Annotated in this window: 25 protein-coding genes and 1 other annotated feature; of the genes, 5 read left to right on the plus strand and 20 right to left on the minus strand. The window is 51.4% G+C overall.

Annotated features, from left to right (window positions below):
• Positions 1-28 precede the first annotated feature (28 nt).
• Both BUB67_RS08185 and BUB67_RS08190 read right to left on the minus strand, forming a co-directional pair.
• A complete protein-coding gene (locus tag BUB67_RS08185; protein ID WP_073238525.1) occupies positions 29-475 on the minus strand; it encodes a hypothetical protein in 447 nt (148 codons plus the stop codon).
• Positions 476-583: 108 nt separating this feature from the next.
• Positions 584-1,681, minus strand: a complete 1,098-nt coding sequence (locus BUB67_RS08190) for a GNAT family N-acetyltransferase (protein WP_143157026.1) — start codon at positions 1,679-1,681, stop codon at positions 584-586.
• Between the two features lie 160 nt (positions 1,682-1,841).
• Positions 1,842-2,058: a binding site (T-box leader), on the plus strand.
• Positions 2,059-2,100: 42 nt separating this feature from the next.
• Between BUB67_RS08190 and proB the strand changes: the two genes are divergently transcribed.
• From proB to BUB67_RS17210, 4 genes are all read left to right on the plus strand, one after another.
• Positions 2,101-3,201 (plus strand): glutamate 5-kinase, encoded by a 1,101-nt coding sequence (gene proB / locus BUB67_RS08195; RefSeq protein ID WP_073238528.1) that lies wholly within the window; start codon positions 2,101-2,103, stop codon positions 3,199-3,201.
• Positions 3,189-4,436: a glutamate-5-semialdehyde dehydrogenase gene (locus BUB67_RS08200; RefSeq protein ID WP_073238531.1), complete on the plus strand. Its 1,248-nt coding sequence runs from the start codon at positions 3,189-3,191 to the stop codon at positions 4,434-4,436. Before proB ends, BUB67_RS08200 begins: the two co-directional genes overlap by 13 nt.
• A gap of 17 nt (positions 4,437-4,453) precedes the next feature.
• Entirely contained in the window at positions 4,454-5,299 is an 846-nt protein-coding gene (proC, locus tag BUB67_RS08205; RefSeq protein ID WP_073238534.1) for a pyrroline-5-carboxylate reductase, read from the plus strand.
• 68 nt (positions 5,300-5,367) lie between these two features.
• The gene (locus BUB67_RS17210; protein WP_274377234.1) at positions 5,368-5,496 is read left to right on the plus strand and encodes a hypothetical protein; all 129 of its coding nucleotides are present in this window, start codon (positions 5,368-5,370) and stop codon (positions 5,494-5,496) included.
• Positions 5,497-5,550: 54 nt separating this feature from the next.
• Here BUB67_RS17210 and BUB67_RS08210 read toward each other — a convergent pair whose 3' ends face one another.
• The 6 genes from BUB67_RS08210 to spoIVA all read right to left on the minus strand — a co-directional run bounded on the left by BUB67_RS08210 (position 5,551) and on the right by spoIVA (position 11,926).
• Complete coding sequence (locus BUB67_RS08210; protein WP_073238537.1) at positions 5,551-5,973, minus strand: universal stress protein; 423 nt, start codon at positions 5,971-5,973, stop codon at positions 5,551-5,553.
• 164 nt (positions 5,974-6,137) lie between these two features.
• The gene (locus tag BUB67_RS08215; protein WP_073238540.1) at positions 6,138-7,376 is read right to left on the minus strand and encodes an aspartate kinase; all 1,239 of its coding nucleotides are present in this window, start codon (positions 7,374-7,376) and stop codon (positions 6,138-6,140) included.
• A gap of 53 nt (positions 7,377-7,429) precedes the next feature.
• Positions 7,430-8,332 carry a homoserine kinase gene (gene thrB / locus BUB67_RS08220; RefSeq protein WP_073238543.1) on the minus strand — a complete coding sequence of 301 codons (903 nt, stop codon included), beginning with the start codon at positions 8,330-8,332 and terminating at the stop codon, positions 7,430-7,432.
• Positions 8,333-8,340: 8 nt separating this feature from the next.
• On the minus strand, positions 8,341-9,633 hold the full coding sequence (locus BUB67_RS08225) for a homoserine dehydrogenase (RefSeq protein WP_073238545.1): 1,293 nt from the start codon (positions 9,631-9,633) through the stop codon (positions 8,341-8,343).
• A 23-nt stretch (positions 9,634-9,656) separates the two neighbouring features.
• On the minus strand, positions 9,657-10,103 hold the full coding sequence (locus BUB67_RS08230) for an ACT domain-containing protein (protein ID WP_073238691.1): 447 nt from the start codon (positions 10,101-10,103) through the stop codon (positions 9,657-9,659).
• A gap of 344 nt (positions 10,104-10,447) precedes the next feature.
• Positions 10,448-11,926, minus strand: a complete 1,479-nt coding sequence (gene spoIVA, locus BUB67_RS08235; protein WP_073238548.1) for a stage IV sporulation protein A — start codon at positions 11,924-11,926, stop codon at positions 10,448-10,450.
• A gap of 421 nt (positions 11,927-12,347) precedes the next feature.
• Between spoIVA and BUB67_RS08240 the strand changes: the two genes are divergently transcribed.
• Positions 12,348-12,530 carry a hypothetical protein gene (locus BUB67_RS08240; RefSeq protein ID WP_073238551.1) on the plus strand — a complete coding sequence of 61 codons (183 nt, stop codon included), beginning with the start codon at positions 12,348-12,350 and terminating at the stop codon, positions 12,528-12,530.
• Positions 12,531-12,574: 44 nt separating this feature from the next.
• On the opposite strand, the gene BUB67_RS08245 is transcribed toward BUB67_RS08240, so the two are convergent.
• From BUB67_RS08245 to aroA, 12 genes are all read right to left on the minus strand, one after another.
• Positions 12,575-13,612: an NAD(P)H-dependent glycerol-3-phosphate dehydrogenase gene (locus BUB67_RS08245; protein ID WP_073238554.1), complete on the minus strand. Its 1,038-nt coding sequence runs from the start codon at positions 13,610-13,612 to the stop codon at positions 12,575-12,577.
• Between the two features lie 15 nt (positions 13,613-13,627).
• The gene (gene plsY / locus BUB67_RS08250) at positions 13,628-14,230 is read right to left on the minus strand and encodes a glycerol-3-phosphate 1-O-acyltransferase PlsY (protein ID WP_073238557.1); all 603 of its coding nucleotides are present in this window, start codon (positions 14,228-14,230) and stop codon (positions 13,628-13,630) included.
• A 47-nt stretch (positions 14,231-14,277) separates the two neighbouring features.
• A complete protein-coding gene (gene der, locus BUB67_RS08255; protein WP_073238560.1) occupies positions 14,278-15,597 on the minus strand; it encodes a ribosome biogenesis GTPase Der in 1,320 nt (439 codons plus the stop codon).
• A 160-nt stretch (positions 15,598-15,757) separates the two neighbouring features.
• Positions 15,758-17,086, minus strand: a complete 1,329-nt coding sequence (locus BUB67_RS08260) for a DUF512 domain-containing protein (RefSeq protein ID WP_073238694.1) — start codon at positions 17,084-17,086, stop codon at positions 15,758-15,760.
• 62 nt (positions 17,087-17,148) lie between these two features.
• Positions 17,149-17,331, minus strand: a complete 183-nt coding sequence (locus BUB67_RS08265) for a capping complex subunit for YIEGIA (protein WP_073238563.1) — start codon at positions 17,329-17,331, stop codon at positions 17,149-17,151.
• Between the two features lie 21 nt (positions 17,332-17,352).
• Positions 17,353-18,243: a YIEGIA family protein gene (locus tag BUB67_RS08270; RefSeq protein WP_073238567.1), complete on the minus strand. Its 891-nt coding sequence runs from the start codon at positions 18,241-18,243 to the stop codon at positions 17,353-17,355.
• Between the two features lie 153 nt (positions 18,244-18,396).
• Positions 18,397-19,680 (minus strand): stage II sporulation protein P, encoded by a 1,284-nt coding sequence (gene spoIIP, locus BUB67_RS08275; RefSeq protein ID WP_073238570.1) that lies wholly within the window; start codon positions 19,678-19,680, stop codon positions 18,397-18,399.
• Positions 19,670-20,455: a DUF1614 domain-containing protein gene (locus tag BUB67_RS08280; RefSeq protein ID WP_073238573.1), complete on the minus strand. Its 786-nt coding sequence runs from the start codon at positions 20,453-20,455 to the stop codon at positions 19,670-19,672. The genes spoIIP and BUB67_RS08280 overlap by 11 nt, the downstream gene beginning before the upstream one ends.
• A 140-nt stretch (positions 20,456-20,595) precedes the next feature.
• Positions 20,596-22,617, minus strand: coding sequence for a bifunctional 4-hydroxy-3-methylbut-2-enyl diphosphate reductase/30S ribosomal protein S1 (locus BUB67_RS08285; RefSeq protein WP_200798153.1), 2,022 nt, complete (start codon positions 22,615-22,617; stop codon positions 20,596-20,598).
• 55 nt (positions 22,618-22,672) lie between these two features.
• Positions 22,673-23,251, minus strand: coding sequence for a lysophospholipid acyltransferase family protein (locus tag BUB67_RS08290; RefSeq protein ID WP_073238575.1), 579 nt, complete (start codon positions 23,249-23,251; stop codon positions 22,673-22,675).
• 9 nt (positions 23,252-23,260) lie between these two features.
• A complete protein-coding gene (gene cmk, locus BUB67_RS08295) occupies positions 23,261-23,929 on the minus strand; it encodes a (d)CMP kinase (RefSeq protein WP_073238578.1) in 669 nt (222 codons plus the stop codon).
• Between the two features lie 273 nt (positions 23,930-24,202).
• A complete protein-coding gene (gene aroA, locus BUB67_RS08300) occupies positions 24,203-25,492 on the minus strand; it encodes a 3-phosphoshikimate 1-carboxyvinyltransferase (protein WP_084127679.1) in 1,290 nt (429 codons plus the stop codon).
• Positions 25,493-25,497 lie beyond the last annotated feature (5 nt).

Below are 25,497 nucleotides of genomic sequence, written 5' to 3' on the forward strand. Positions count from 1 at the left end.
TTTCATAAAAAGAACCGTGGATTATATCTTAACGGTATTTTCTGATGAGGCGTTCCAGGTCATCCAGAAACTCATTCATTTTGTCCGGGTTTTGCCGGATAAATCTCTCCAGTTGGTCTTTAACCTGGTTCTCCCGTTCATCTTTAATGTCCATGGTCTGAACGGTTGTGTATGGCTGCTGCACTTGGGAGGCCGGTTGTGTGTAATTGGGGTTGGTATAGCTGATGGCGGCATCCTGTTGGACGGTTTCATGAACCGGTTGGGTGGTGAATTCGGTTTTGGGGGCTGTTATGGAAAACATGGAGGATTCAAAGTTATGCATTTCACTACGGATAGCGGAAAGTGAGTTTCGGGTGGCTTCCAGGATGTTGGCAAAGATTTCAAGTTGTTTTTCCAGGCCGGGATTGGCATGATTAAACAGGGTAAGGCCAAACAGTGCAACCCGCGGGTCTCTGAGGGGCGGAAATCTAAACATGGCTTTTAACTCCTTTCACAGTGAAACCTTTTATTTTTTATAATACGTTTTATCGCTTTAATGGGTCACATATTTTTCCATAAAATTGGGTGGTCTGCAATCATGGTTTTACAGCTTCTTTTCATAGACACGGAATATTTTATTCACTTTACTGCCCACGGCGGAGGTAATGATGCTGTTCATGTCTTTGTTGGTATCCATAATCAGTGAAAGCTCCGCCTGCCGGTAACCCTTTTTGATAATGGTCTCCATTGCCCTGTTAATTAGCAGTGCCACCACTCCCCGGCGCCGGTATTCCGGAATGACTGCCAGCACCCCTACCCGTAAAGATGTCGGTCTGAAAAGTCCCGGGATGTTTCTAAGAAAACCGGACCGCCGGGCGGCCCGCAACTTCGGGCCCAAATCAGGCATCATCAGGCAGACCCCCACCGTTCTGTTCTCCACTTCACAAAAGATCAGCATGTCCGGGTCGGTAAAGTTTCTTAAACCGGCCAAAAAATGGGCTGCCTCTTCCTCGTCCATGGGAACGAAACCCCACTGACTTGTCATGGCCTCATTGTTTATGTCGGCTAATTTTTTTCCTTCTCCCCAGAGATCATTAAAATTTATGGAGCGTAATTGCAAGCCGGGAGTCCTGGCCGCTCTGCGAGCCACGGCTGTCAGCTTACGGCGTTCCCTGGTAAATTCCGGCCGCCAGAGATACGAATATAGGTCAAGCAGCCTGGAAAAACCATTTTCCTCCAGCAGGGTTGCATAGTAGGGGGGATTATAAGGCATCATCAGCTGGGGCGGTAAATCAAAACCCTCCACCAGCAATCCCACCTGCTGGGTGGTATTTAATGTGGCAGGTCCCTGCACCAGTGTTTTTCCCCGATCAGCCAGGCTTTGACATGCCGCTTTGATAAGCTCCCGGGCCACTTCAGAACGGTTAACCGATTCAAAACAGCCAAACAAGCCCACTCTTTCATCTGCCAGAAGGTCGTCGGTGATGGCTGCAATACGCCCAACGGGTCTTTTATCATCCATTGCCAAAAAGCATTCCAGGTGCACATGCCTTAACACAGGGTTTGCTTGGGGGTTGAACATCTGTCTCTCACTGTCCCGGGGAATTGGCGTCCAAAGGGGATCCTGGGCATAGATTCGCCGGGGGATCTCAAAAAAGTTTTGCCAGTGACCTTGCCCGCTTACATTAATAATTTCTAACAAAATAAATTCCTCCAAGTTTTTCATTAATGCATTTTATGTTTCTCCCTCCGGTATGGTGCCAAAGACAAAGCGCCTGTCAACTTTTTAGAAAATTTATGTAGTATTAACGGTTTACTTGACATTGATATTTTAAAATCGTTATAATTGATGCAAATATCATATCCAGGCGATGATGGAGAACAGTAAAAATCCGACGTCTGACAGAGAGTGGAACTCGGCGGCTGGAAGGTTCCTCAGACTACGATTTTGAAACCCGCTCCGGAGTTGTTCGGGAATAAACCGGACCGGCGGCCTCCGATACAGGGCAAAGAGTGAATGCATAATATTTATGCATTAATAAAGGTGGTACCGCGAAAGTCAACCCTTTCGTCCTTTGGGACGAAAGGGTTTTTGTTTTCAGAGATAAGGGGGCAACCAAAATGGAACACTACAAACGAATTGTCATTAAAATTGGCAGCAGTAGCTTGACAAATAACCGTGGTTTGTTGGATCACTCCCGTATGATGGCTCTGGCCGACGCCATGGCTGAACTTTTTCGCAGGGGCTGGCAGCCGGTCCTGGTGTCTTCGGGAGCAGTGGCTGCCGGTCTGGGGCAACTGGGCTGGAGCCGGTCCAACCTGACCATGCCGGAAAGGCAGGCCGCCGCCTCCGTGGGGCAAGGTCTGCTGATGGAAAAGTACAACGAACTGTTCCAGGCCCGGGGCATTCAGGTGGGTCAGGTGTTATTGACCAAAGAAGATTTGGCCGACCGGCGCCGTTATCTCAATGCCCGCAACACGCTCAATGTATTGCTGAACCGGCATGTGCTGCCCATTGTCAATGAAAACGACACCGTGGCCTTTGCCGAGATTCGATTCGGGGATAACGATACCTTAAGCGCTCTGGTGGCCGGGCTGGTGGAAGCGGAACTTCTGGTTATCCTTACGGACATTGACGGTTTTTACAGCGGGGATCCCCGCAAGGACCCCACCGCCAGGTTGATACCGGTGGTCCGCCAGGTGGATGAAAGTATTGTGCAGGCGGCCGGCGGCAGCGGCAGCCCGGTGGGTACCGGCGGCATGCGCACCAAGCTGGCTGCCGCCCGCATCGCCGCCCGCAGCGGCGTGCGTACCGTGGTGGCCGGCGGCAAAGACCCGGCCATCATCCTGTCCCTTGCAGCGGGGGAACGCCTAGGCACCTGCTTTGAACCCTCGCCCCACTGCTTACGCAGCCGCAAACAGTGGATTGCCTTTGGCAGCGTAGCCAGAGGCACCCTGACCATTGACCAGGGCGCTGTCAAGGCGTTGACAGAGGACAACAAAAGTCTCCTGGCAGTGGGCGTCACCGGGGTCAGGGGAAACTTCCCCGCCGGCAGCGTGGTCGCTGTGGAGGATGACCGGGGGGGCGAACTGGCCCGGGGAATCTCCAACCTGTCATCCGATGATCTGCGGCTGGTCATTAAAAACCCCGGGCGGGGCCTGGAAGTCATTAATCGAGACTGGTTAGTCTGTGAAAGGAGTTTTTCCACATGTCAATCGTAAGAGAACTTGCCAAGCAGGCCAAGGCGGCCTCCAGAAAACTGGCAACCCTTGAAACTGCGGCCAAAAACGATGCTTTGCTGAACGTGGCCCGGCAGCTCCTGGCAGACCGGGAAAGCATCCTGCGAGCTAATGAAATCGATCTGGCAAAGGGCAAACAAGCCGGCCTCAGCCCTTCCCTGCTGGACCGCCTGGCCCTTACCGCCGCCCGTATCGAGGATATGGTGGAAGGCATCAAACAGGTGGTGGAACTGGCAGACCCGGTGGGCCAGGTGATGGAATCCTGGAGCAGGCCCAATGGTTTAACCATTGCCAAGGTCCGGGTTCCCATGGGTGTGGTGGGCATGGTTTATGAAGCCCGTCCCAACGTTACGGTGGACACCTGCGCCCTTTGCTTAAAGGCCGGCAGCGCGGTGCTTCTCAGAGGCAGTTCCAACGCCCTCAACAGCAACCGGGCACTGGTTGCCTCCATCAAAAAGGGGCTGGAAGGCACCGCCATTCCGGTGGCAGCGGTACAATTTGTGGATACCGGTGATCGGGAAGCGGTGGATGAAATGCTGCGGCTGAACGGCCTGTTGGACCTGGTTATTCCCCGGGGCGGCGCCGGCCTGATTCGACGGGTGGTGGAAACCGCCACGGTGCCGGTTATTGAAACCGGCGTCGGCAATTGTCATGTTTACGTCGATAAAGAGGCAGACCCCGCCATGGCCCTTGACATCATTCTCAATGCCAAGTGCCAGCGCTACGGAGTTTGCAACGCGGCAGAAACCCTTCTGGTGCACCGGGAAATTGCCCCGTCCTGGCTGCCGGGAGCCCTGCAGTCCCTGAGGGACAGGGGTGTGGAGGTCCGGGGCTGTCCCGCTGTTTTAAAGATTGTGCCGGAAGTTAAGTTGGCGGACGAAAGGGACTGGGCCACCGAGTTTCTGGCGCCCATTCTGGCTGTCAAAATCGTAGCAGATTTGTCTGAGGCCCTGGACCATATACAAACCTATGGCACCGGTCACTCGGAATGTATCGTGACCAACAACCAGGATACTGCAGCGGAGTTTTTACAGCAGGTGGATGCCGCCGCGGTTTACCATAACGCTTCTACCCGTTTTACCGACGGGTTCCAATATGGTTTTGGCGCTGAGATCGGCATCAGCACCCAAAAACTTCACGCCCGGGGACCCATGGGTCTCAGGGAACTGACCAGCTATAAATATGTGGTCAGGGGAACCGGTCAGGTTCGTTCCTAGTAAAGGAGGGCTCAATCGTGCTGGAAGGAAAGACCTTCTTTTTTATAGGCGCCGGCAATATCTGCGAATCAATGGTAAAAGGACTGCTGTCCACCGGAATAGTGCGCCCCGGTGAAATCTGGGTGTCCAACCGGAGCAACCAGGAGCGGCTGAACTTCCTGCGCAATTATTATGGAATTGTGCCGGTTACGGATAAAAAGACGGCCGCCGGTGAGGCCGATGTCATCATTTTGGCCATGAAACCACAGGATATCTTTTCGGCCCTGGAGGAACTGGCGGGCTCCGTCAAGGAAAACCAGCTGGTGATTTCCGTGCTGGCGGGGATTCCCACTTCTCTGATTGAAGATGGCCTGGGCATTGAAGTGGCTGTGGTGCGGGCCATGCCCAACACTTCCTGTGCGGTGCTGGAATCAGCCACAGGGCTCTGCGCCGGCCGATATACCCGCCCGGAGCAGCTCAGGCTGGCGGAAGAAGTGTTTCGTATGATGGGTGAAGTGGTCATCGTCGAGGAAAGTCTGCTGGATGCGGTGACGGGTTTGTCCGGCAGCGGCCCTGCTTATATTTATTACCTGGTGGAGGCCATGGAAAAGGCCGGCGAGTGCGCCGGCATTCCCAGGGAACTGGCCAGACCCCTGGTCTTAAAGACACTGATGGGGGCCGCCAAAATGCTCATGGAGACAGGGGAACCCCCCGAGGTCTTGCGGCGCCAGGTGACTTCTCCCAACGGTACAACCATGGCCGGTATCAATGAATTAAACAAAGGAAATTTTCAAACCACCATTCGCAGGGCTGTTTTGCGGGCCACCCAGCGTTCCCGGGAGTTGGGGCGCATCATTGTGGAAAAACAGTATGCCCACCAGTAATTAGCAAAGGATTATTGGTTTAAAGCCGCCCCCCAAATCGCAAGCTATGCTCAGGGGGGTGAGCTGCATTGGAAGAAAAGACAACGAAGAACCTGAAAGAGCCTGTGCAAGTTATTTATAAGGGCAAGAAAACCACGACTTCTCCGGCCGATTGCGGTGAAGGCGGAGTTTACCAGCCCAATGGTTCCGACGGCTGACCCCGCTAAAGAAAAATCCCCGCAGGTTGCGGGGATTCCCTATCTCAATAAGGTTTACTTGACTAATGTTACGGGAACATCTACATTGGCCAGTACCTTGGCGCTTACGCTGCCCAATACCCAGCCTGTCAAACCGGACAACCCTCTTCTGCCCATAATAACCTTATCAAAACCTTGCTCTTTCACCATATCGATAATCACTTCAGCGGCGTCGCCGGACTCCAAAACGGTATTAACCTTAATCCCCTCTGCCTCAAACAAGGCCTTTGCCTTATTTAAACTGCCCCTGAAGAAGTCCTGGCAGGCGTTAAGGACCTCAATGGGGTTGGCCACAAAATCCCGGGCAAAGGGAGCGTCGCTGCATGCCACTGTGAGAATGGTTATTTCGTTGGAACTGTGGCTTTTGGCCAAATTAAGCGCATATTGAACTGCATTGTGGGAAGCATCGGAACCATCATAGGGTACAAGTATCTTCATTTTGGTTGCCCCTTTCATTGTTTTTGTTTTACATTATAGGACATGTAAGGGACAATTGCAGTAGTTATGTGAATATTTAGCAAAATATTTATTAATGCGTCATACTTTTTTAATGCAATGGTTCCGAGGCGTCAGCAAAGAAAAAACCCCCTTTAATGGGGGTATTATTTTGCATAGTTTCTGGCTTCTTCCAGGTTGTCCAGTTTGAATTTTTTGTGCAGGGCCCGGACTGCCTTTTCGGTTTCGGATCTTTTGATGACACAGGAAACTTTAATTTCCGAAGTGGTGATCATTTCCAGGTTGATCCCTTCCTCGGCCAGGGCCTCAAACATGTCGGCGGCCACCCCGGGGTGAGAAATCATGCCGGCCCCCACAATGGATACCTTGGCCACATCCTCGTCATGAGTGTAGCCTTTAAAACCTACTTCTTCCTGAATGGCTTCAATGGTCAGCAGGGTCTTTCTAAGATCATCCTGGGTGACGGTGAAACCGATATCGTTCATGTTATTGCGCATGGCGCTCTGGATAATCATGTCCACGTTAATGTTCTGGGCGGACAAAGCTTTAAAAATTTTCATGGCCACCCCGGGCCTGTCCGGCACGTCAAATAAACCAATCTTCGCTACGTTATAATCATGGGCCACTCCGCTGACCACCGGTGCATTTTCCATATTCGGAGCCTCCTCCACAATAGTTCCTTCACTGTAATTAAAGCTTGTACGAACATGAATGGGAATCCCGTACTGTTTGGCCAACTCCACTGAACGGGGATGTAAAACCTGGGCTCCCAGGCTGGCCAGTTCCAGCATTTCATCATAGGAAATACGAGGAAGTTTGCTGGCTTCCGGCACCACCCTGGGATCGGCGGTATAAACCCCGTCTACGTCGGTAAAAATTTCACACACATCGGCCTTCAATGCCGCCGCCAGAGCCACGGCAGTGGTATCGGAACCGCCACGGCCCAGGGTTGTAATATCATTATTGGGATTGATGCCCTGAAAACCGGCAACCACCACCACCCGGCCTTGGTTCAGTTCTGCCATAACACGGCCGGTTTCGATCTTTAAAATCTTGGCTTTGGTGTGTACATCGTCGGTGTAAATACCCACCTGACCACCGGTAAGAGAAATGACATCGGAACCAAGATCCCGGATGGCCATGGATAAAAGGGCAATGGAAACTTGTTCCCCGGTGGAGAGCAGCATATCCATTTCCCGCTCCGAGGGGTTATTGGTAACCTGCTTCATTAAGGCAATTAAGTCGTCCGTGGTATCCCCCATGGCAGAGACCGTTACCACCACCTGGTTTCCCTTTTGGTGCTCTTCCACAACCCGTTTGGCGACCCGCTTGATGCGCTCGGGGGTGGCCACGGAACTGCCGCCAAATTTTTTGACAACCAGCATTTTGCTACCGCCTCTCTGGTGATTTAATTCTTTACTCGCATAAAATTATTTAATCATAAAATTTGTGTTCCATCAACCGCCGGTTGCAGCGCTTTCACCCGGCAGGTAACACCGGCTTCCCGAAAGGAATTATGCATAGCTTCCGCAATCCCTTCGTTGTGGCCGTCGGTCAGAGCAATCACAGTGGGACCTGCGCCGCTCAGGGTGACACTCAAGGCGCCGGCCTGATTGGCTGCCTCAATGACCTTTGTGAGGCCGGGAACCAGAGGGGCCCGGTAGGGCTGGTGCAGCGCATCCTGTGACGCTACAGACAGCAAGTCCAACCTCTTTTCGCAAAGGGCTCCCACCAGTAACGCCGTACGGCTCAGGTTAAAAATGGCATCCTGCAGTCTCACCTCTTTGGGTAATACCTCCCTGGCAGCATGGGTGGACAGCTTAAAATCTGGGATGGCCACCACCACCTTTAATTCCTTGGGGGGAGTAATTTTTAGATAATGGACCACTCCCTCGGCCACCACCGAGATCACCATCCCCCCCAGCAGGGCCGGCGCCACATTGTCAGGGTGTCCTTCCAGTTCGGTGGCCAGGGCCAGAATTTTCTCCCGGGACAGGGTTTCCCCGGTCAACCGGTTGGCGGCCACCAGGCCGCCAACGATGGCCGCAGCGCTGCTGCCCAGGCCCCGGGCTGTGGGTATTCTATTCACCAGCGTAATGGAGAGCCCGGGATTTTCCCGGCCAATCTCCTGAAAAAGACGCTGGGCAGCCCGCCAGACAATATTCCTTTCATCTCTTTCAATGTCATCCGCCCCTTCTCCCTCTACCTCAATGGAGATCCTGCCGGGGGAAAGGGACATGTGAATTTCGTTATAGAGCCCCAGGGCCATACCAAGGCAGTCAAAGCCCGGACCCATGTTGGCAGTGGTGGCCGGTACCGATACACTGACAGTATTCTTCATAGAATTAATTATTCTTCTCCTTCCACCCGAATCACATTTGCCACTTCAATCACGGAAGAAAGCTGTTTGATGTCCATCAAAGCATCTTGAACATTCTGTTCTTGTACCCTGTGGGTCACCAGCACCAGTTCCGCAGTCTTTCCGGTGGCTTCCTTTTGAATAACGGATTTGAGGCTGACCTCCTTGTTACCAAAGACCAGGGCAATGGAAGCCAGTACGCCCGGTTTGTCTGTCACCTGCAGCCGAATGTAATACTTGCTGAAGGTTTCACCGATGGCCAGTACAGGACGCTCCTTGAAACAGGTGCAGCCGATGATGCCCGGCACATTCCGCAAAATATCCCTGGCCGCATCCATAATATCCGCCACCACCGCACTGGCGGTGGGCAATTCGCCGGCTCCCCGGCCGTAGAACATGGTATCTCCCACAGCGTTCCCCCGCACAAAGACTGCATTAAAGACATCTCCAACCGCAGCCAGGGGATGATTTTTGGGGATAAAGGTCGGGTGAACCCGCACTTCAACTCCTTCGGGACGGTCCTTGGCAATACCCAGCAATTTAATGATATACCCTAGTTCGTTAGCGTATGAAATATCCTGGGCAGTGATTTTAGTGATTCCCTCTGTGTAAACCTGATGTAACGGTATCCTGGTATTAAAGGCGATGGAAGCCAGGATGGCAATTTTTCTTGCCGCATCAAAACCGCCCACATCTGCGGTGGGATCGGACTCGGCATAACCCTTGGCCTGGGCTTCCCTTAAAACATCGTCAAAATCGCAGCCCTCCTGGGTCATTTTAGTCAGCATATAGTTGGTAGTTCCGTTAATAATGCCAAAGACCTCTTCAATGCGGTTGCCGGCCAAACTTTGTTTTAAGGTGCGAATAATGGGAATGCCGCCCGCTACGCTGGCCTCAAAGAATAAATCACACTTATTGCTCTGGGCCGCTTTGAAGAGCCGCTGGCCGTGTTCCGCCACCATATCCTTATTGGCCGTAACCACACTTTTACCATGGTTTAAGGCTTCCAAAACATAATCCAGCGCAGGATGAATACCTCCCAAAACTTCCACCACGATTTTGATTTCCGGGTCATTGGTAATATCCCCCAGGTTGGTGGTAAGAATTCCCTCCGGCAAAGGGATTCCCCGGTCCTTATCCAAACTGCGCACCATAATTTTTTTAATTTCCAGTTTTACGCCCACCCGCTGCCGGATGTTTTCCTGGTTTTCCGCCAGGATGCGATATACGCCACGGCCGACGGTACCAAGGCCCAACAACCCTATTTTAATGACTTGTTCCATACGAATCTCCTTTCCCTCACAGGCTAGTTCTGGCCCACCAGGCGGACATCCCGAACCCCTGTCACCTCGCTGATAATTCGCAATAATTCCTCCAGGTCCTGATTCATTTCTGCCGTCTCGATGGAAAGGGTGGCATTGGCCAGCCCTTGCAACGGCAAGTTCTGGTTGATGGTTAAGATACTGCCCTTGACAGAGGCAATAATATTTAATACTGTAGAGAGGACACCGGGACGGTGTTCCATTAGCAAAGCAAGGGTGACAATTTTCCCTTTGCTCCACTGGTGAAAGGGAAAAACCTTGTCTTTGTACTTATAGAAGGCGCTACGGCTTAAATCCACCTTCTCCACCGCTTCATTGACGGTATTGGCTTCGCCTCTCAACAATAGCTCCTTGGCCATTACCGTTTTTAAAATGGCTTCCGGAAGAATATCCTCTTGCACCAAAAAGTATCTTAACTCTTTTTTTGACACAGCTTCCCTAACCTCGCAGTCCATTTTGAGTGGATATTTATCCTTTTACAGTAGACATTATACCATTCCCAAAATAACCCTTCAAACCGAATATATAGATGTTTATGTTCATTTTTAAAATATGTGGCTGCCGTTCTTGGTTTCCCTCCGTCTTGCTCCCCCTGGCAATTATTTTACACATTTTCCCAATATTCTGACATTTAGTGAAGTTTCACTATTACTATTACCAATTGCTGCCCGGAAATTGTATGGTAAAAAGAAATATGGCCAGGTATAATTTCCTAAAGCAAAACAGTAAGCCCCACAGACTCTCTACATTGCCTGTGGGGCTGTTTTTACTCTAATTAAATAATGATACAAATTAGACCGCCACTGCCTTCATTAACAATCCTTTGCAAGGTCTCCTGCAGCTTAACCTGGGCATTTTCCGGCATCCGGTGCAGTTTATTCTGAATGCCTTCCCGAACCAGATCATGCAGGCTTTTACCGAAGATTTCGGACTCCCAGATTTTCTGAGGATTCTCATCAAACCCTGCCAGCATGTACTGGACCAGCTCTTCGCATTGTTTCTCGGTCCCGATAATGGGCGTGATTTCAGTGGTAATATCGGCCCTGATGATATGCAGGGAAGGAGCGCTGGCCTTCAGTTTAACACCAAAGCGATTTCCCTGGCGGATCAGTTCCGGTTCCTCCAGATTCATTTCATCCAACCTGGGGGTCACAACACCATAACCGGTGTCTCGCACCTCCTGCAAAGCAGTGGCCACTTTGTCGTATTCCCGTTTGGCCACAGCCAGATCTTTCATTAACCGGAACAGGTGATGGTCTCCTTCAATTTCAAAACCGGTTTCTTCGGCCAGTACCCGGTAAAACAGCTCCGGCTTCGCCACCATTTCAATGGAAGCAGAACCGGTGCCCATATCCATTTGTTTAAGATTGACTTGGTGCACAAAATCATATCTGTCCAGATTGTTCACAGCGGTTTCAATATCTCTCAGGCGACGCACGTGACGCACGGTATCTCTGACCGCATCCTCAAAGTTTTGCCTGAGCCAGTGTTTGCTTTCCAGTTCTTCAATCCAGAGGGGCAGGCTGATATTGACTTCGTTCACCGGGAATTCAAAGAGAACCTGCTCCAGAATCTTGAGGATATCCTGCTGTTTTAACTCCGCACAGTCAATGGGCAGTACCGGCACATCATATTTTTCTTCCAGCTCGGCTGCCAGCTGAAGGGTTTCATTGGCATGGGGTTTCACGGAGTTCAATATAATAACAAAGGGTTTGTTAATATCCTTAAGTTCTTCCACCACCCTTTCTTCGGCGTCTACATAATTTTCCCTGGGTATATCAGTAATGGTGCCGTCGGTGGTGACCACCACGCCGATGGTGGAATGTTCGGAGATCACCTTGCGAGTGCCGATTTCAGCGGCTTCCTGGAATGGAATGGGTTCTTCATACCAGGGGGTGGTTACCATCCGGGGCCCCTCTTCTTCTTCGTAACCCAGAGCGCCCAGCACACGGTAACCCACACAATCCACCAATCTTACTCTTATCTTAAGGCTTGGATTAACAGCAATTTCAACGGCCTCGTTGGGAACAAATTTGGGTTCGGTGGTCATAATGGTTCTTCCGGCGCCGCTCTGGGGGAGTTCATCCTTAGCCCGTTCTTTATCATACACATTTTTGATATTGGGAATTACTGCCAATTCCATAAATCTTTTAATAAATGTGGATTTACCGGTTCGCACACCGCCGACCACACCGAGGTAGATATCTCCCCCGGTCCGCTCCGCTATATCGCGGAAGATATCCATCTTTTCCATAAACGATTATCCCCTCCTTCAAAGTTCATAAAATGATAGGGAAATTTATATTGAAATACTGCATCCCTCCTCCGCGATAATGGACCGTAGAGACCGGAAAAACTGATTACTTTGCAGGAGGAAGGTAGTCCCTTCTTCCCTGAATTTTTTTCCATTGGCATACATTAACATTATATATATATGATGGTCACGGTACTTTATGACAGAAAATTTATTCTTGGCTTATTCCGGTTGATTGCATCATTTTTTCCTGTTGTTTTAAAGATATTTGATATTTGTCCCTTTATGACTGTTTACGGCAACCTGAGAAATTATTTTACAATTAAATTTTCTCTTCTAACCGGGTTAGAATATGTCACCAACCCCAAAACCCTTCCATATATTGACTATATACCATTTTAAAAAAGAAGGAGGATTGCAAATGGGTTACGGATTTGGTCCCGGGTGGGATAAACCCGTAAAAAAACCGGTTCAGGATAAACCGGCTGTAAAACCCCCGGTACATGAAAAACCGGCAAATCCTAAAAAGCCACACATGAAAACACCGCCTTTCCCCTTTGATTTCAGTCAGTTCTTTGGAGGCAAGAAGCAAAAGAAAAGGTAAATAAACAGTAAAAAGCAGGGCGTTCCCTGCTTTTTACTGTTTATTTACTCCAGTGTCCAGTTTATTTTGCTGAGGGCAATTTCCTCAACCTCTAATTTTTTGCCCCTCCCCATTAAATTTAAAACCGCCTCCCGGGGCGGGAGTTTCTCAAACAATACTTTATAAATCTGTTCGGTAATGGGCATTTCCACCCCCTGCCGTTTGGCCAGTTCCCAGGCTACCCGGGTGGTTCTTACACCCTCCACCACCATGTTTACGCTGGCCACGGCTTCTTCCAGGGATTTCCCTTTGCCGATGGCAATGCCGCAGCGGCGATTGCGGCTGTGCATGCTGGTGCAGGTAACGATTAAGTCACCCACCCCCGCCAGCCCGGCAAAGGTTGACAAGTTTGCCCCCATGCTCAAACCCAGGCGGGTGATTTCCGCCAGCCCCCGGGTCATCATGGCAGCCTTGGTGTTATCCCCATATTCCAACCCGTCGGCAATGCCGGTACCAAGGGCAATAATGTTCTTCAAAGCGCCGCCCAGTTCCACTCCCACCAAATCCGGATTGGTGTAGACACGAAAGTCCCGGGTCATAAACAGGTCCTGCACATACTTGGCTGTTTCAATTTCTCGAGAGGCAGCCACCACCGCGGTGGGTATGTTGCGGCCCACCTCCTCGGCATGGCTGGGACCTGACAGTACCGCATAACGTCCCAAGGCTGCTTCCCCCGCCTCGGCGGCAAACACCTCGGACAACCTCTGAAGGGTGCTTTCTTCCAGTCCCTTGGCCACATTGATAATCACAGCATCGGATTTAATAAAAGGCAAAGACTGCTGCAACAGGTCCCGAAAACAATGGGAGGGAACCCCGAAGACCACCGCTGCCGCCTCATGCAGGACTTTTTCCAAATCCGTATCGGCGGTGATGTTCGGGTGTAATTTTATCCCAGGCAGGTATCTTTGGTTTTCCCCTTCATTAATGAACCGGGCCAATTCCTGTCTGCGTGCCCAGAGAACCACAGCATGGTTATTCTGGGCCAGCACCTGGGCCAGTGCCGTGGCCCAACTGCCGGCTCCCACTATGGCAATTTTGATCATTCCCAGTCCTCCAATCTATGACTTCTTCCGGCCAATTTTAAATTCAGTGCCGTTGAGAAGTCGTTTGATATTGGACGAGTGCTTCCACACCGCAAAGGCGGCCACCAGCACGGAAAATATCAGGGTTGCTTTATTATAATGAAAGATTATCATCCAGAGGGGCAGGGAAACTGCTCCCAAAATGGAACCTAAAGAAACATAACGGGACCATGCCACTGTGGTTAACCATACCAGAAAGGCCAGCAGCAAGGGCAGTGGAGCAATGGCCAGTACCGCACCGGCGCCGGTGGCGATGATTTTGCCGCCTTTGAAACCAAGCCAGAGGGGCCAGCTGTGCCCGGCCATTACGGCCAGGGCTGCAGCAAGGACGGTAATGTCCGTATTTTCTAGCTGTTTAGCCAGTAAAACCGCTGTTACACCTTTCAACATATCCAGCGCTAACACCAACAGACCCGGTCCTTTGCCCAGGGTGCGCCAAACGTTGGTGGCCCCGATATTCCCGCTGCCGTATTTGCGGATATCAATCCCCTTCCAGAAACGGGCCAGTAAAAACCCGAAGGGAATTGATCCGATCAAATAGGCCCCGGCTATGACGAAAATAGTGGTTATAGTAAACAAAATGCATTCCTCCGAATCTTAAGGAAAAAGCTTACCGGCAGTAATGCTTATTGGTCCTTGGCATCCCTTTTGCGCAGGAAGAACCGGATCGGTGTACCCTCGAAGCCATAGGCATCTCTAATCTTGTTTTCCAGGTAGCGCTGGTAAGAAAAATGCATTAATTCCGGTTCGTTGACAAACAAAATAAAGGTAGGCGGCTTCACGCCACCCTGGGTGGCATAAAAGATTTTCAGCTTGCGTTGTTTATCCCCCGGCGGCGGGGTGGCCTGGGTGGCTTCCCGAATAAGATTGTTAAGGTCCGCTGTGGACACGCGCTTGCTGGCCTCATCCACCACGTAATCCACCGTCTCCAGCACTTTTGGCAGCCGCTGTTTGGTCAGGGCGGAAATATACAGTGTGGGCGCGTAATGTAAAAAGCTCAGCTCTTCTCTTATTTTCTTATCAAATTTGTTCATGGTCTTATCGTCTTTTTCGATGAGATCCCATTTATTGACCACCAAAATGACGGCCTTACCCTTATCGTGGGCATAGCCGACGATCTTTTTGTCCTGTTCGGCTACTCCTTCGGTGGCATCAAAGACCATTAAAACCACATCACAGCGGTCTATGGCCCGCAGGGCCCGGACCACGCTGTATCGCTCAGCGGGCAAATCAATGCGGTTGCGCCGCCTCATGCCGGCGGTGTCCACAATGACGTAATTTTTGCCGTTTCGCTCAAAGGGTGAGTCAATGGCATCCCGGGTGGTTCCCGGAATATTGCTTACTATCACCCGTTCTTCCCCCAGAATGGCATTAACCAGGGAGGATTTCCCGACGTTGGGCCTGCCGATGACAGCAATTCGCACGGTATCCGGCGGGTAGGGATCCTCCTCCTGGGGGGGCAGTAACGTGACCAGTTCATCCAGCAAATCACCGGTGTTTAACCCTTCTGCGGCGGATACAGGAATGGGTTCTCCCAACCCCAACTGGTAAAATTCGTAGTAAGGAATCTTATCGAACTGTTCCACTTTGTTGGCCACCAGTAAAACCGGCTTATCAGCCCTGCGCAGGCTCCTGGCCACTTCTTCATCGACAGCGGTAAGACCTTCCCTGGCATCCACCACAAACAGGACCACATCCGCCTCCTTTATGGCCAGTTCCGCTTGTTTTCTGATTTGAGAGGTTATGACATCCTCGGCAAAGTCCAGGCCGCCGGTATCTACCAGAGTAAATTCACGTCCCCGCCATTCCGCGTCCTGATACAGCCTGTCCCGAGTCACCCCGGGCATGTCTTCAACAATGGCAACCCGGGCGCCCACAATCCTGTTAAATAACGTAGATTTCCCCACATTGGGTCGCCCGACAATAGCAACAATGGGTTTCGCCAAAGGGTTTTCCCCCTTTTCTCCAGTGTAGTCATTTCAATTTAAGGATATCTGACGGTCGTTTGGTTATGGGCAGCCTGGCAATTCCTACCGCTATGCTCACGCAGCTTTCATGGTAGTTGAAAAACCGGTCTGCCTGCATAGGTTTTGTTTTTAATAAGTTTCACCAGTTTGTATCTTGTTTAATCCCCAGCGCCACTTCCACCAGATCCCGCGGGCCTTCCACCACTGCCACCGGCACCCGCAGTTGTTGAGAAACATCACGGACCCGCAGGTCGTCCAGAAACACGTCTTCCCCGTTGCGGAGCATGACAGTGGGCAGTACCAGCAGGTCCCCGATTTCCTTACCCTGCAGGCTGTCAATGATATCCCGGGCGGTTAACAGGCCGGTTACGGTGACAGTTTCTCCAAAGAAAGTATTTTTGACAACCTCCAGGTTCACCTGCAGCCCTGCCACCTGGTTTAACCCTTCCACCACCTGCCGCAAAAAAGGCTCCCCGGACATGCCTGTCACCAGGGTGACGGTGCGGTTATGTTCAATCCGGTCCGGCAGGTCCTCTTTTAGCAATTCCCACTCATCCAAAAACAGCCTGGCCAGGCCGACGCCGTTTTCGGTTTGGGGAAAATCACCATAGTTTTCGGTGGGAGGAATGGGTTTTCCTGCCATGACATAAAATTCATCAGAGGCGTAGACAAAGGGGTAATCCCAGCGGGCTAAAAACTTGCGCTGGTAGTCTTCTATGAGTTCCACCACAGCCCGGGCTTCTTCCCGGTTAAAAGGTCGCAGATTAAAAAGCCCTTCTCTGAACTTGGTTATCCCCACCGGAACCACCGCCAGGGAATGCACCCGGGGCCACAGTCGGGACAAATCCTCGATGGTCCTCACCAGTTCTTTACCGTCATTGATGCCGGGACAAAGGACCACCTGGGTTTGCATTTCTATGCCCGCCTCGGCCAGTCTTGTCAGTTGATCCATAATTTTACCGGCATGCCGGTTATTTAACATGCGACGGCGCAGATCGGGATTGGTGGTGTGGACGGAAATGTAGAGAGGTCCCAACCTTTGATCAATAATTCTTTGCAGTTCCGCCTCATCTACATTGGTCAGGGTGACAAAGTTTCCCTGCCAAAAAGAAAGACGATAATCATCGTCTTTAATATAAAGGGTCTCCCGCATCCCGGGCGCCATCTGGTCTACAAAGCAAAAGAGGCAGCGATTTCGGCAACGCCTGGTAGGCCCAAAGGAATGCTCGCCAAAATCCAACCCCAAATCTTCTTCATAATCCTTTTCGATCTCAATTTCCCACTCTTCGCCATCCCCGGTCACCACCCGGGCCACCAGTTCTTCATTGGCACAGAGAAAGCGATAATCCAAGATATCCCGGACCGGCTGGTCATTGATGGCCACCAGCCTGTCTCCCGGTTGAATGCCCAATTGGTCTGCAATGCTGTCCCTATCGACACCTGTGATTAATAATCCGTTGCTGTTCATAAAAATCTCCCCGTGGACGTACTGCATCAATTATCCACCATTTGCCAATCATAGTCAAGGACTTAGTGTTGAACAATGAGGTATGTCCCATTTCCCAGGTCATGAACGGTACTTTGTAAAACATTGGCAAGATGGCGGGCCAATTTTTCCCGTTCGTCCTCGTCCCGCGCTATAATAATAGGAAGGTCTCCTGTAATGTTATCGGGGTTGACAGTCACCGCCGCCATGATAGTCCCCTTGGACATGCGAACACCTCCTCACCGCTGCTAATCGGATGCGTAGCGTCCTGCCCTGGATTTTAACGGTCTTGAGGCGGCGCTTTCCAAAACAGGCGCCTTTTTCACCGCTTCAATCAAGGCCTTCATATCCGGCTCATTGGGTACAATATAAAAACCAACCTGGCCGGTATCCGGGTCTTTACGAAGCATGGGCGTAAATTCGGGTAAATCTACGTCTTTTTTGGTCCCCAGAATGGTAGCCGCCGTGTGGGCAATGGCCAGTCGCTGGCCTATATCATGAATGGTGGCCCGGGCGTCATCATTCCTGGGTTTAAGAATTACCCCCAGACCGTCTTCTAATATTTTCCTGCGGCTTGCTTTCAGACCCACGGACATAATGTTGATATGATCCACATACAAAACAGTATCTTTAAAATGTAGTTTTGCCGGCACCACTTCGCAAATATCGCCTATGGTCTCGCCGGACTTAAAAAGCAGGCTGATGAGGATCAACACCATTCCACCGGCGATGCCGGGCAGCAACCCTAAAAATTGCGTGATCAGGGAAGTGAGAAAGGCTGTGGCCATCACCAGGTAATTGCGTGCTTCAAAGGTGCGGGCGATCCCTTCGATATAATCTTTCCCCCGCTGTACCAGTTCACTTTCCTCAAGACTTTCCAGGGTTTGTCTTTCCATGCTCCGGATTTCTCGAAATTGCTGCGCTGCCAGGGCCAGAAAGGTAAAGGCTGCATAATCCGGCTCCAACAGGGCCGGCACAGCGATGGCCCCCAGGGACGCCGCTATAAAGCCCAGGGAAAGGTGTGTCACAAAACCATGGGGGTAGCCGGGATACTGCCTGTAATCCACCCGCAGCAGGACCACGCGGGTTAAAAAACCGGCCATAATACCGTTAACCACCACCATCAGGTATTTTTCCATACAATCACCTCCGTGAGCTCAAAATCCGCTGTCTGAGATGTAAAATCAGGGTATCTTTCTTCAAACAGAACATGGAATATCGTAAAACTGCCGCCTCCCTGCTGAAGGCGGCAGTTTCTTTTGGGGGATATTGATTCCACCGGGTTCACCGGTTCAGTCCTCTGTTACATCATCCCGGTGGTCGATGACCGCCCGGTCTGCCATATTATCACTGGCTTTTTTCATTACTTTGGTATCTCCTGCCGGTTTCTTCGCCCTCTGTCTTATTCTGGTAACCGGTCCCAGGTAATTGGTAAATTCTTTACCAAAACCGGCTAATCGATCACCGACACCCTTCAGGCTGCCTGTACTGATGAACAGGAAACCGCCGCCCAGCAGCAGGGTTAATCCCAAAATCCAGCCAACCGCCCGCCAGCCGCCTGTACCGGTGGCGCCGGGCTGGGTGATACCGCCCCCGGGAACATTACGTGTTTGCGGGCCACCTTCAATTCCTAAAACCGTAGGTATGGCATCGGCAAACAGGGCTACACCCCGCTCAGCCTCTCCTTTGGTATTGGTATGGGTCCCCGCTTCAATCAGGATGGCTGTGGGCATTAAATCCTGGTTGTAATTACCTTTAGCCATAAAAATTTCTTTAACAATGGTAGGGTGAACCTTATTGGCATAGGCCATCATCCGCCGGGCAAAATCCTTGTTTGCCTCCATATTGGGGTTCTGCCGACCAACCACCAAACGCAGCTGGCTGACTTTATTGTCAGAAACAGTGGCCCTATAATAACTGGCATCAGGAATACCGTCCCGGTGAACATCAATGATGGCCACAGGATTTTGCTTCATCAGTTTCATGGCGGTACGCCGGGACCGCTGGTAAGCCGCATTGTCGTGAGGATCATGGGGTGTTTGATCATACACCACCCTGGTGTCGCTCTTTTGCTGAAGCCTGCTCACCAGACTTCTCCCTACATCATAAATGCCGCCCTTAAAAGGTATGCTCTCGGAACCGTCACTGGGCACGTAGGCCTCATCGCTGTGGGTATGATAAATACCCACTGTACCTCCTTTGCGGTTTGCGGCAGCCATGGCCAGTCGCTCGTCGGTAAAGAACTCATGCCAGGCCAAAAATTGCTTGTCCTTGCCGAGGGACTTGGCAACAGCCCTGTTTTGGTCTACCTTAATAACCCGGTAATGGTCTCCTTTTGAATTGATAATCTCGTCGCCCACTGCCACGCCCCGGCAGGCCCGACTGATGACCGATCCTTTGGCATCGACAATATCAATGGCTTTGCCAACAATATGATCCGCATCTTCATTGGACAAAACAGAGGCGGGATTCCATGCCGGAAGGACTGTTTCCGATAATCCCAGGTAACCGATTATGCCAATTCCTGTAAACATCATCAAGAGGCTAAGAATCACAAAGAATTGTTTAGTCTTCAAGACGGTCTACCTCCTCCCTGGCTAACTCCCTGCGAGATTCTTTATCACCATCACCCCGGGGGTTATCATCTCCTTTTTTGCGGCCAAACTGAGGCTTCCTTAGTCCCGCCAGCAGGGCGTCGGGCTTTCCTTCGGAGGTGGGGCCGCCTTGCAGTCTCTCTCTGGTCTCCCCGATCAAATCGGCCAGCAGGATGGCTAAAATACCTGAAATAACAATGGAGTCAAAGGCGCCGGCGCCGCCAATGCTTTTGAGGGCATTGGTGGCGTTATTGCGAACCAGGTAAAAATAGTTTGCTATGTCTGCCATTAAAACCCCCAGGGTAGCGCCGATGAAAGCGCTCCTGCGGGAACGTCCTGCTATATAAGCAATCACTGCTGCAACGATGGGAAACAAATAAAGGGTATCCAGAAATCCAAACCTGCCGGCCGGCTCAGGCAAACCGGTCATTAACCGGGAACCGATAAACCAGATAACCGCCGCCGTCAGCGCCGAAGCAATTAAGGCCCGGCTCACCTCTTTGCCGGTACCCGCTTTAACCAGAAGGTAGACAGCCAACCCTACGGGCACCAGCGCCCCTCCCACGTTTATTTCCAGGGGTACCGGCGTGCCGGGTACCGGAATGTTGATGAAGCTGCCCACAATCAGAGCCAAAATCACGGCCAGGGCTCCCTTGTCGGACAATCTCATACGGTCCAGTGCCCGCTGGGCTATGCCAAAAAAGATGAGCAAGGACACTACAATTAAAACAATAAGTCCCAATGGAAAACGGTCCATAAACCTGCCTCCTTTTGATTAAATTCATATCTGAAAAATAGAGTTCCCTCCGGTGGTCAAATTATGCAGCGGCAATAGAAAAGGCCGATAGCCTTGCAAAATAAAAAACGGCTGTCAAAAAGACAACCGTTTCTTGATCCTTACTTATCCTCTTTAAACATATCCCCGAACACATCGCCCAGGGTAACCTTTTCTTCAGGATTTTCTGTCACCTGGGGTTGGGCCGCCGGTTCTTCCAGCTTCCGCTGGCGCGGTTCCCGGGCCGGCCGGCCTTCACTGTTTACTTCACGGATGGAAAGACGAATGCGTTTTTCAGCCGGATCAACACTGAGCACCTTAACGTTAACCTCATCGCCTTCTTTTACCACATCTTCCGGCTTCTCCACATGGTGGTCGGCCAGGTGGGAAATGTGTACCAGTCCTTCCACGCCGGGCTCTAACTGGACAAAAGCGCCAAAGGGAGCCAAGCGGACAACTTTGGCCGGGACTACGCTGCCAACGGGATATTTTTGTTCAACGTTGTCCCAGGGGTTGGGCAACACTTGCTTCAGACCAAGGGAGATCTTTTCGTTTTCCCTGTCCACCTTTAAGACCATAACTTCCAGTTCATCCCCCACTTTAACCACTTCCTGGGGATGATTGATCCGGTGCCAGCTCATTTCGGAAATGTGCAGCAAACCGTCTAAACCGCCCAGGTCCGCAAAGGCGCCGAAATTGGTTAAACGGCGTACAACACCTTTAACAACCTGGCCTTCCTGGAGGGTAGCCAGCAATTCTTCACGCCGGCGGGCATGCTGTTCTTCCAGAACAGATTTGCGGGAAACAACCACCTTTTTGCGGTTTTTGTTCAGCTCGATGACCCGCACTTCTATTTCCTGATTCAGGTATTTGGTAAGGTCTTCCACGTAACCGCGCTCAACCAGGGATGCGGGCAGGAAGGCCCGAATGCCAACATCCACCAGCAAGCCGCCTTTGACCACTTCACGGACAACACCTTTGATAACAGTGCCATTTTCCATGGCCTCTTCCAAACCACCCCAGGCCTTTTCGGCATCGGCCCGTTCCTTGGACAGGATAATCTTCCCTTCGTTGTCTTCGGCTTTAATAACGATGCATTCTATTTCATCCCCGACTTTTACGATATCCTGGGGATTATCAACTCCGTAAAAGGCCAGTTCCTTACGGGGAATCACGCCCTCGGACTTGGCTCCGATATCAACCAATACTTCATCCATGCCTACTTGGACAACAACGCCCTTGACTAATTCCCCGGGTTGGGGAGATTTTACCTCCATTGCTTCGTTCATTCCTTCTTCACCGTTGGTCATCTGGTCCAGTTCCTTCATCCTTCTTTTAACCTCCTCTATAATTGCGTCAGGTGTTGAAGCACCCGCTGTCAGGCCGAGAATTTTATGGCCGTGAAACCATTCTTCCCGTAACTCCTGCGCAGATTCTACATGATAGGTGGGAGTCCCGGTTTCCTGACAAATCCTGGCTAGTTTTTTGGTATTGGCACTGTTCTTGCCGCCCAACACAACCATTACGTCTACTTTTTGGGCCAGTTCCAGCGCAGCCCGCTGGCGTTCTCCCGTGGCATGACAAATGGTGTTACGGGCATCCACTTCTACTCCTTGTTTTTCAAGTGCTTCAACCAGTTTCCGGTAATTAGCCAATGGCTGAGTTGTCTGTGCCACGACCCCTACCTTAGGGTGATCCACCCGACTTAATTCATCAGCATTTTCTACCACAATCCCCTTGCCCAGGGTCCAACCCAGAATTCCCTGAACTTCAGGATGTCCCGGGTCTCCCAGGATATAGACTGGCATACCCTGTTCTGCCATTTCATGAGCAGCCCTTTGTGCCCTGGCCACAAAGGGACAGGTTGCATCAATAATTTCCAGGCCTTTTTCTTTAGCCTGCTGAAAAATTTCCGGACCCACTCCGTGGGACCGAATGATAACGCTGCCCCCTGCTGCCTCATCCAGGTTTTTAATTTCTTTGACCCCTTGTTTGGCCAAATCCTGCACCACCTGCGGGTTATGGATTAGCGGCCCCAGGGTATAAATATTTCCTTTCTTTTCTCTGGCAGCGGTTAAGGCCATGTCAATGGCCCGTTTCACACCATAGCAAAAACCGGCCTTATTGGCCAACAATACTTCAATCGAGATCACCCTCTGTTCCGGTTCGTTTCTCTAATGAAAAATATTTCCCACTAATTTACTTCATTAAATTAGCAATTTGATCCATTACCTGCTGGCTTAAGGCCTCCAGTTCTTCTTTACCGGGCCGGCCACGCCACAGTTCCGGCATATAAACGGGCTCTCCTATGATAACTGTAATTTTATCAAACATTCCCCTGGTTCCCTTCAAAGCCACGGGCAGGATGGGTACATCGGCTTTAACGGCCAACATGGCAGCCCCTATATGAGGCTTTTGTAATTCTCCCGTTTTGCTTCTGGTTCCTTCGGGAAATACGCCCACCATGTTGCCGCTTTGCAAAAGTTCCAACGCTTTTCGGATGGCATGCCGATCCGATTTTTCACGGTTTACCGGAAAGGCCCCCAGCATCGTAATAATGGTAGCCAGAACGGGAACTTTAAATAATTGCGCCTTGGCCATGAAGTGGATACGTCTGGTTAAGGCACAGCCCAAAACCACCGGGTCCAGGTTGCTGACGTGATTGGCAACAACCACCACGCCGCCGCTGGCTGGTAAATGCTCCAATCCAATGACTTGCCACCTGCGCCAAACCAGCAGCATCCCACGGATAATCACCCGGAGAACTGTATAAAGCATGGGATCCCCCTATTTGCTCTTCTCGATCCAAGAAATGATGTTGTCAACCACCTCTTCTATGGTCATGCCGGAACTGTCGATGATGATGGCATCTCCGGCAGGAACCAGAGGAGATACCGCACGGTGGCTGTCTTTGTAATCCCTCTCCTGGATTTCCTTTGTTAACTTGTCAATATCGACGGTATAACCTTTATCCGCCAATTCTTTCGCCCGGCGCTGGGCGCGTTCCTCTGCGGAAGCGGTTAGAAAGAATTTGGCAGTGGCCCGGGGTAATACCACCGTTCCGATATCCCGCCCGTCCATGATAACGTCTGTTTCACCGGCCATTTGACGCTGCCGGTTCACCAATACTTCTCTCACGCCGGGAACTCCGGCCACCGTGGATACATGGCGGGTGACCTCGGAAGAACGAATTTCTTCCGTGACGTCCTCTCCGTCCAGCAGCACCGATTGTTGGAGGCCGGGAAGCAGCTTTATCGTGGTTTCCCTGGCCAGATTGGTCAAGGCATCGGCATCATCCAGGTTGAGGCCCTGTCGCAAAGCCTTCAGGGTAACGGCCCGGTACATGGCGCCGGTATCGATATATAGTAAACCCAACTTGCGGGCAACCAATTTGGCCACTGTACTTTTTCCTGCCCCGGCGGGGCCGTCAATGGCAACACAAATTCTGTTTGACAATCGGGTATAACCTCCAATGGTAAGGTGGAACGAAGCAATAGTATCATTAGTTTTTCGACATCCAGCTGGAAATTCCTTTTTTTCATAGAAAAACTTGGCCAGGTCCAATCCTAAAGAATACAAGTATCCTCAAGCATAATCACAGGACATACCCGCAGGGTACAAGCAGGCAGGTACGTTTTACTGCCTGGTGCCCCGTATTCAATCAGTAAGATGAATACTTACTGATTCACTAATAAAAAAGCCGGAAGAGGAAAAACTCTTCCAGCTGTATTATTCTACGGAAAGTAATTTTAATGCATCGTTAAATCCAGGAAAACTCACCGGAATACACTGGGCGCCTTCGATAACGGTCTGCCCCTTGGCGCCCAGCCCCGCCACCGCCATGGCCATGGCAATGCGGTGATCGCCGTAACTCTGACAGGTTGTTCCGGTCAAGGATTTTCCTCCCCGAATCACCAGCCCGTCCGGCAGTTCTTCAATATCCACCCCGAATTTTTTAAGTTCCCTGGCCACCGTGGCGATACGATTGCTTTCTTTTACTTTGAGTTCGGCCGCATCCCGGATTTCCGTCGTTCCTTCGGCATAGGCCGCCGCCACGGCCAGAACGGGGATTTCATCGATCAATCTGGGAATCAGAGGACCGGCTATTTTTGTGCTTTGCAGTTTCCCGCCGGAGATTTTTATATCCGCCACCGGCTCGCCGCCCTGTTGCCGCTCATTGATGATTTCCACACCGGCCCCCATTTGTTTAAGGACATCCAGCAAACCATCTCTGGTGGGATTCATGCCGACTCCCTGCAACGTAACTTCCGAACCCGGCAGGATGGCTGCGGCCACCATCAAAAATGCTGCAGAAGAAATGTCACCGGGTACCGTTATTTTCAACCCCTTTAACTCCGGGAAGCCCTTCAGGGTTACAGTATTTCCCGACACACGGATATCTGCTCCAAAGGCCTGCAGCATTCGTTCGGTGTGATCCCGGGAGCGGGTGGGCTCGGTCACGGAGGTTTCCCCTTCGGCATAGAGCCCGGCCAGCAGTATGGCTGATTTGATCTGGGCGCTGGCCACCGGCGATTGATAGTGAATGGGCTTTAACCTGCCGCCCCGCACAGCCATGGGTAAAAGATTATTGTGATCCCGCCCCAGGAAGACAGCGCCCATCTCCGCAAGAGGACCGGTCACTCTGGCCATAGGACGCCCCCGCAGGGATTGGTCGCCGGTGATGACACTGCAGAAAGGCTGCCCGGCCAGAATCCCCATCAGCAAGCGGGTGGTGGTGCCGGAATTCCCGGCATCCAGCACATCGGCCGGCTCCCGCAGCCCCTGCAAACCCACTCCATGCACCCTGAGCCTTCCTGCCACTGGGCCTTCAATTGGCACACCCATAGCCTTAAAACAGGCAACGGTGGCCAGGCAGTCCTCGCCCATCAGAAAATGATCAACTTCTGTAATTCCCCGGGCCAAAGCGCCCAGCATCACTGCCCGGTGGGATATTGACTTGTCGCCGGGAACTGACAGCGTTCCCCGCAGCTTTTTAACTGGGTTGATGGTTAGTTTCATGTTAG

The sequence above is a fragment of the Desulforamulus putei DSM 12395 genome, assembly GCF_900129195.1.
GTDB classification, from domain to species: domain Bacteria; phylum Bacillota; class Desulfotomaculia; order Desulfotomaculales; family Desulfotomaculaceae; genus Desulfotomaculum; species Desulfotomaculum putei.

Coding starts and splice junctions, on each gene's coding strand:
- BUB67_RS08185 (WP_073238525.1), bottom strand. CDS start 475: ATGTTTAGATTTCCGCCCCTCAGAGACCCGCGGGTTGCACTGTTTGGC.
- proB (WP_073238528.1), top strand. CDS start 2,101: ATGGAACACTACAAACGAATTGTCATTAAAATTGGCAGCAGTAGCTTG.
- BUB67_RS08200 (WP_073238531.1), top strand. CDS start 3,189: ATGTCAATCGTAAGAGAACTTGCCAAGCAGGCCAAGGCGGCCTCCAGA.
- BUB67_RS08210 (WP_073238537.1), bottom strand. CDS start 5,973: ATGAAGATACTTGTACCCTATGATGGTTCCGATGCTTCCCACAATGCA.
- BUB67_RS08215 (WP_073238540.1), bottom strand. CDS start 7,376: ATGCTGGTTGTCAAAAAATTTGGCGGCAGTTCCGTGGCCACCCCCGAG.
- thrB (WP_073238543.1), bottom strand. CDS start 8,332: ATGAAGAATACTGTCAGTGTATCGGTACCGGCCACCACTGCCAACATG.
- BUB67_RS08225 (WP_073238545.1), bottom strand. CDS start 9,633: ATGGAACAAGTCATTAAAATAGGGTTGTTGGGCCTTGGTACCGTCGGC.
- spoIVA (WP_073238548.1), bottom strand. CDS start 11,926: ATGGAAAAGATGGATATCTTCCGCGATATAGCGGAGCGGACCGGGGGA.
- BUB67_RS08240 (WP_073238551.1), top strand. CDS start 12,348: ATGGGTTACGGATTTGGTCCCGGGTGGGATAAACCCGTAAAAAAACCG.
- BUB67_RS08245 (WP_073238554.1), bottom strand. CDS start 13,612: ATGATCAAAATTGCCATAGTGGGAGCCGGCAGTTGGGCCACGGCACTG.
- BUB67_RS08260 (WP_073238694.1), bottom strand. CDS start 17,086: ATGAACAGCAACGGATTATTAATCACAGGTGTCGATAGGGACAGCATT.
- BUB67_RS08265 (WP_073238563.1), bottom strand. CDS start 17,331: ATGTCCAAGGGGACTATCATGGCGGCGGTGACTGTCAACCCCGATAAC.
- BUB67_RS08270 (WP_073238567.1), bottom strand. CDS start 18,243: ATGGAAAAATACCTGATGGTGGTGGTTAACGGTATTATGGCCGGTTTT.
- BUB67_RS08280 (WP_073238573.1), bottom strand. CDS start 20,455: ATGGACCGTTTTCCATTGGGACTTATTGTTTTAATTGTAGTGTCCTTG.
- BUB67_RS08290 (WP_073238575.1), bottom strand. CDS start 23,251: ATGCTTTATACAGTTCTCCGGGTGATTATCCGTGGGATGCTGCTGGTT.
- aroA (WP_084127679.1), bottom strand. CDS start 25,492: ATGAAACTAACCATCAACCCAGTTAAAAAGCTGCGGGGAACGCTGTCA.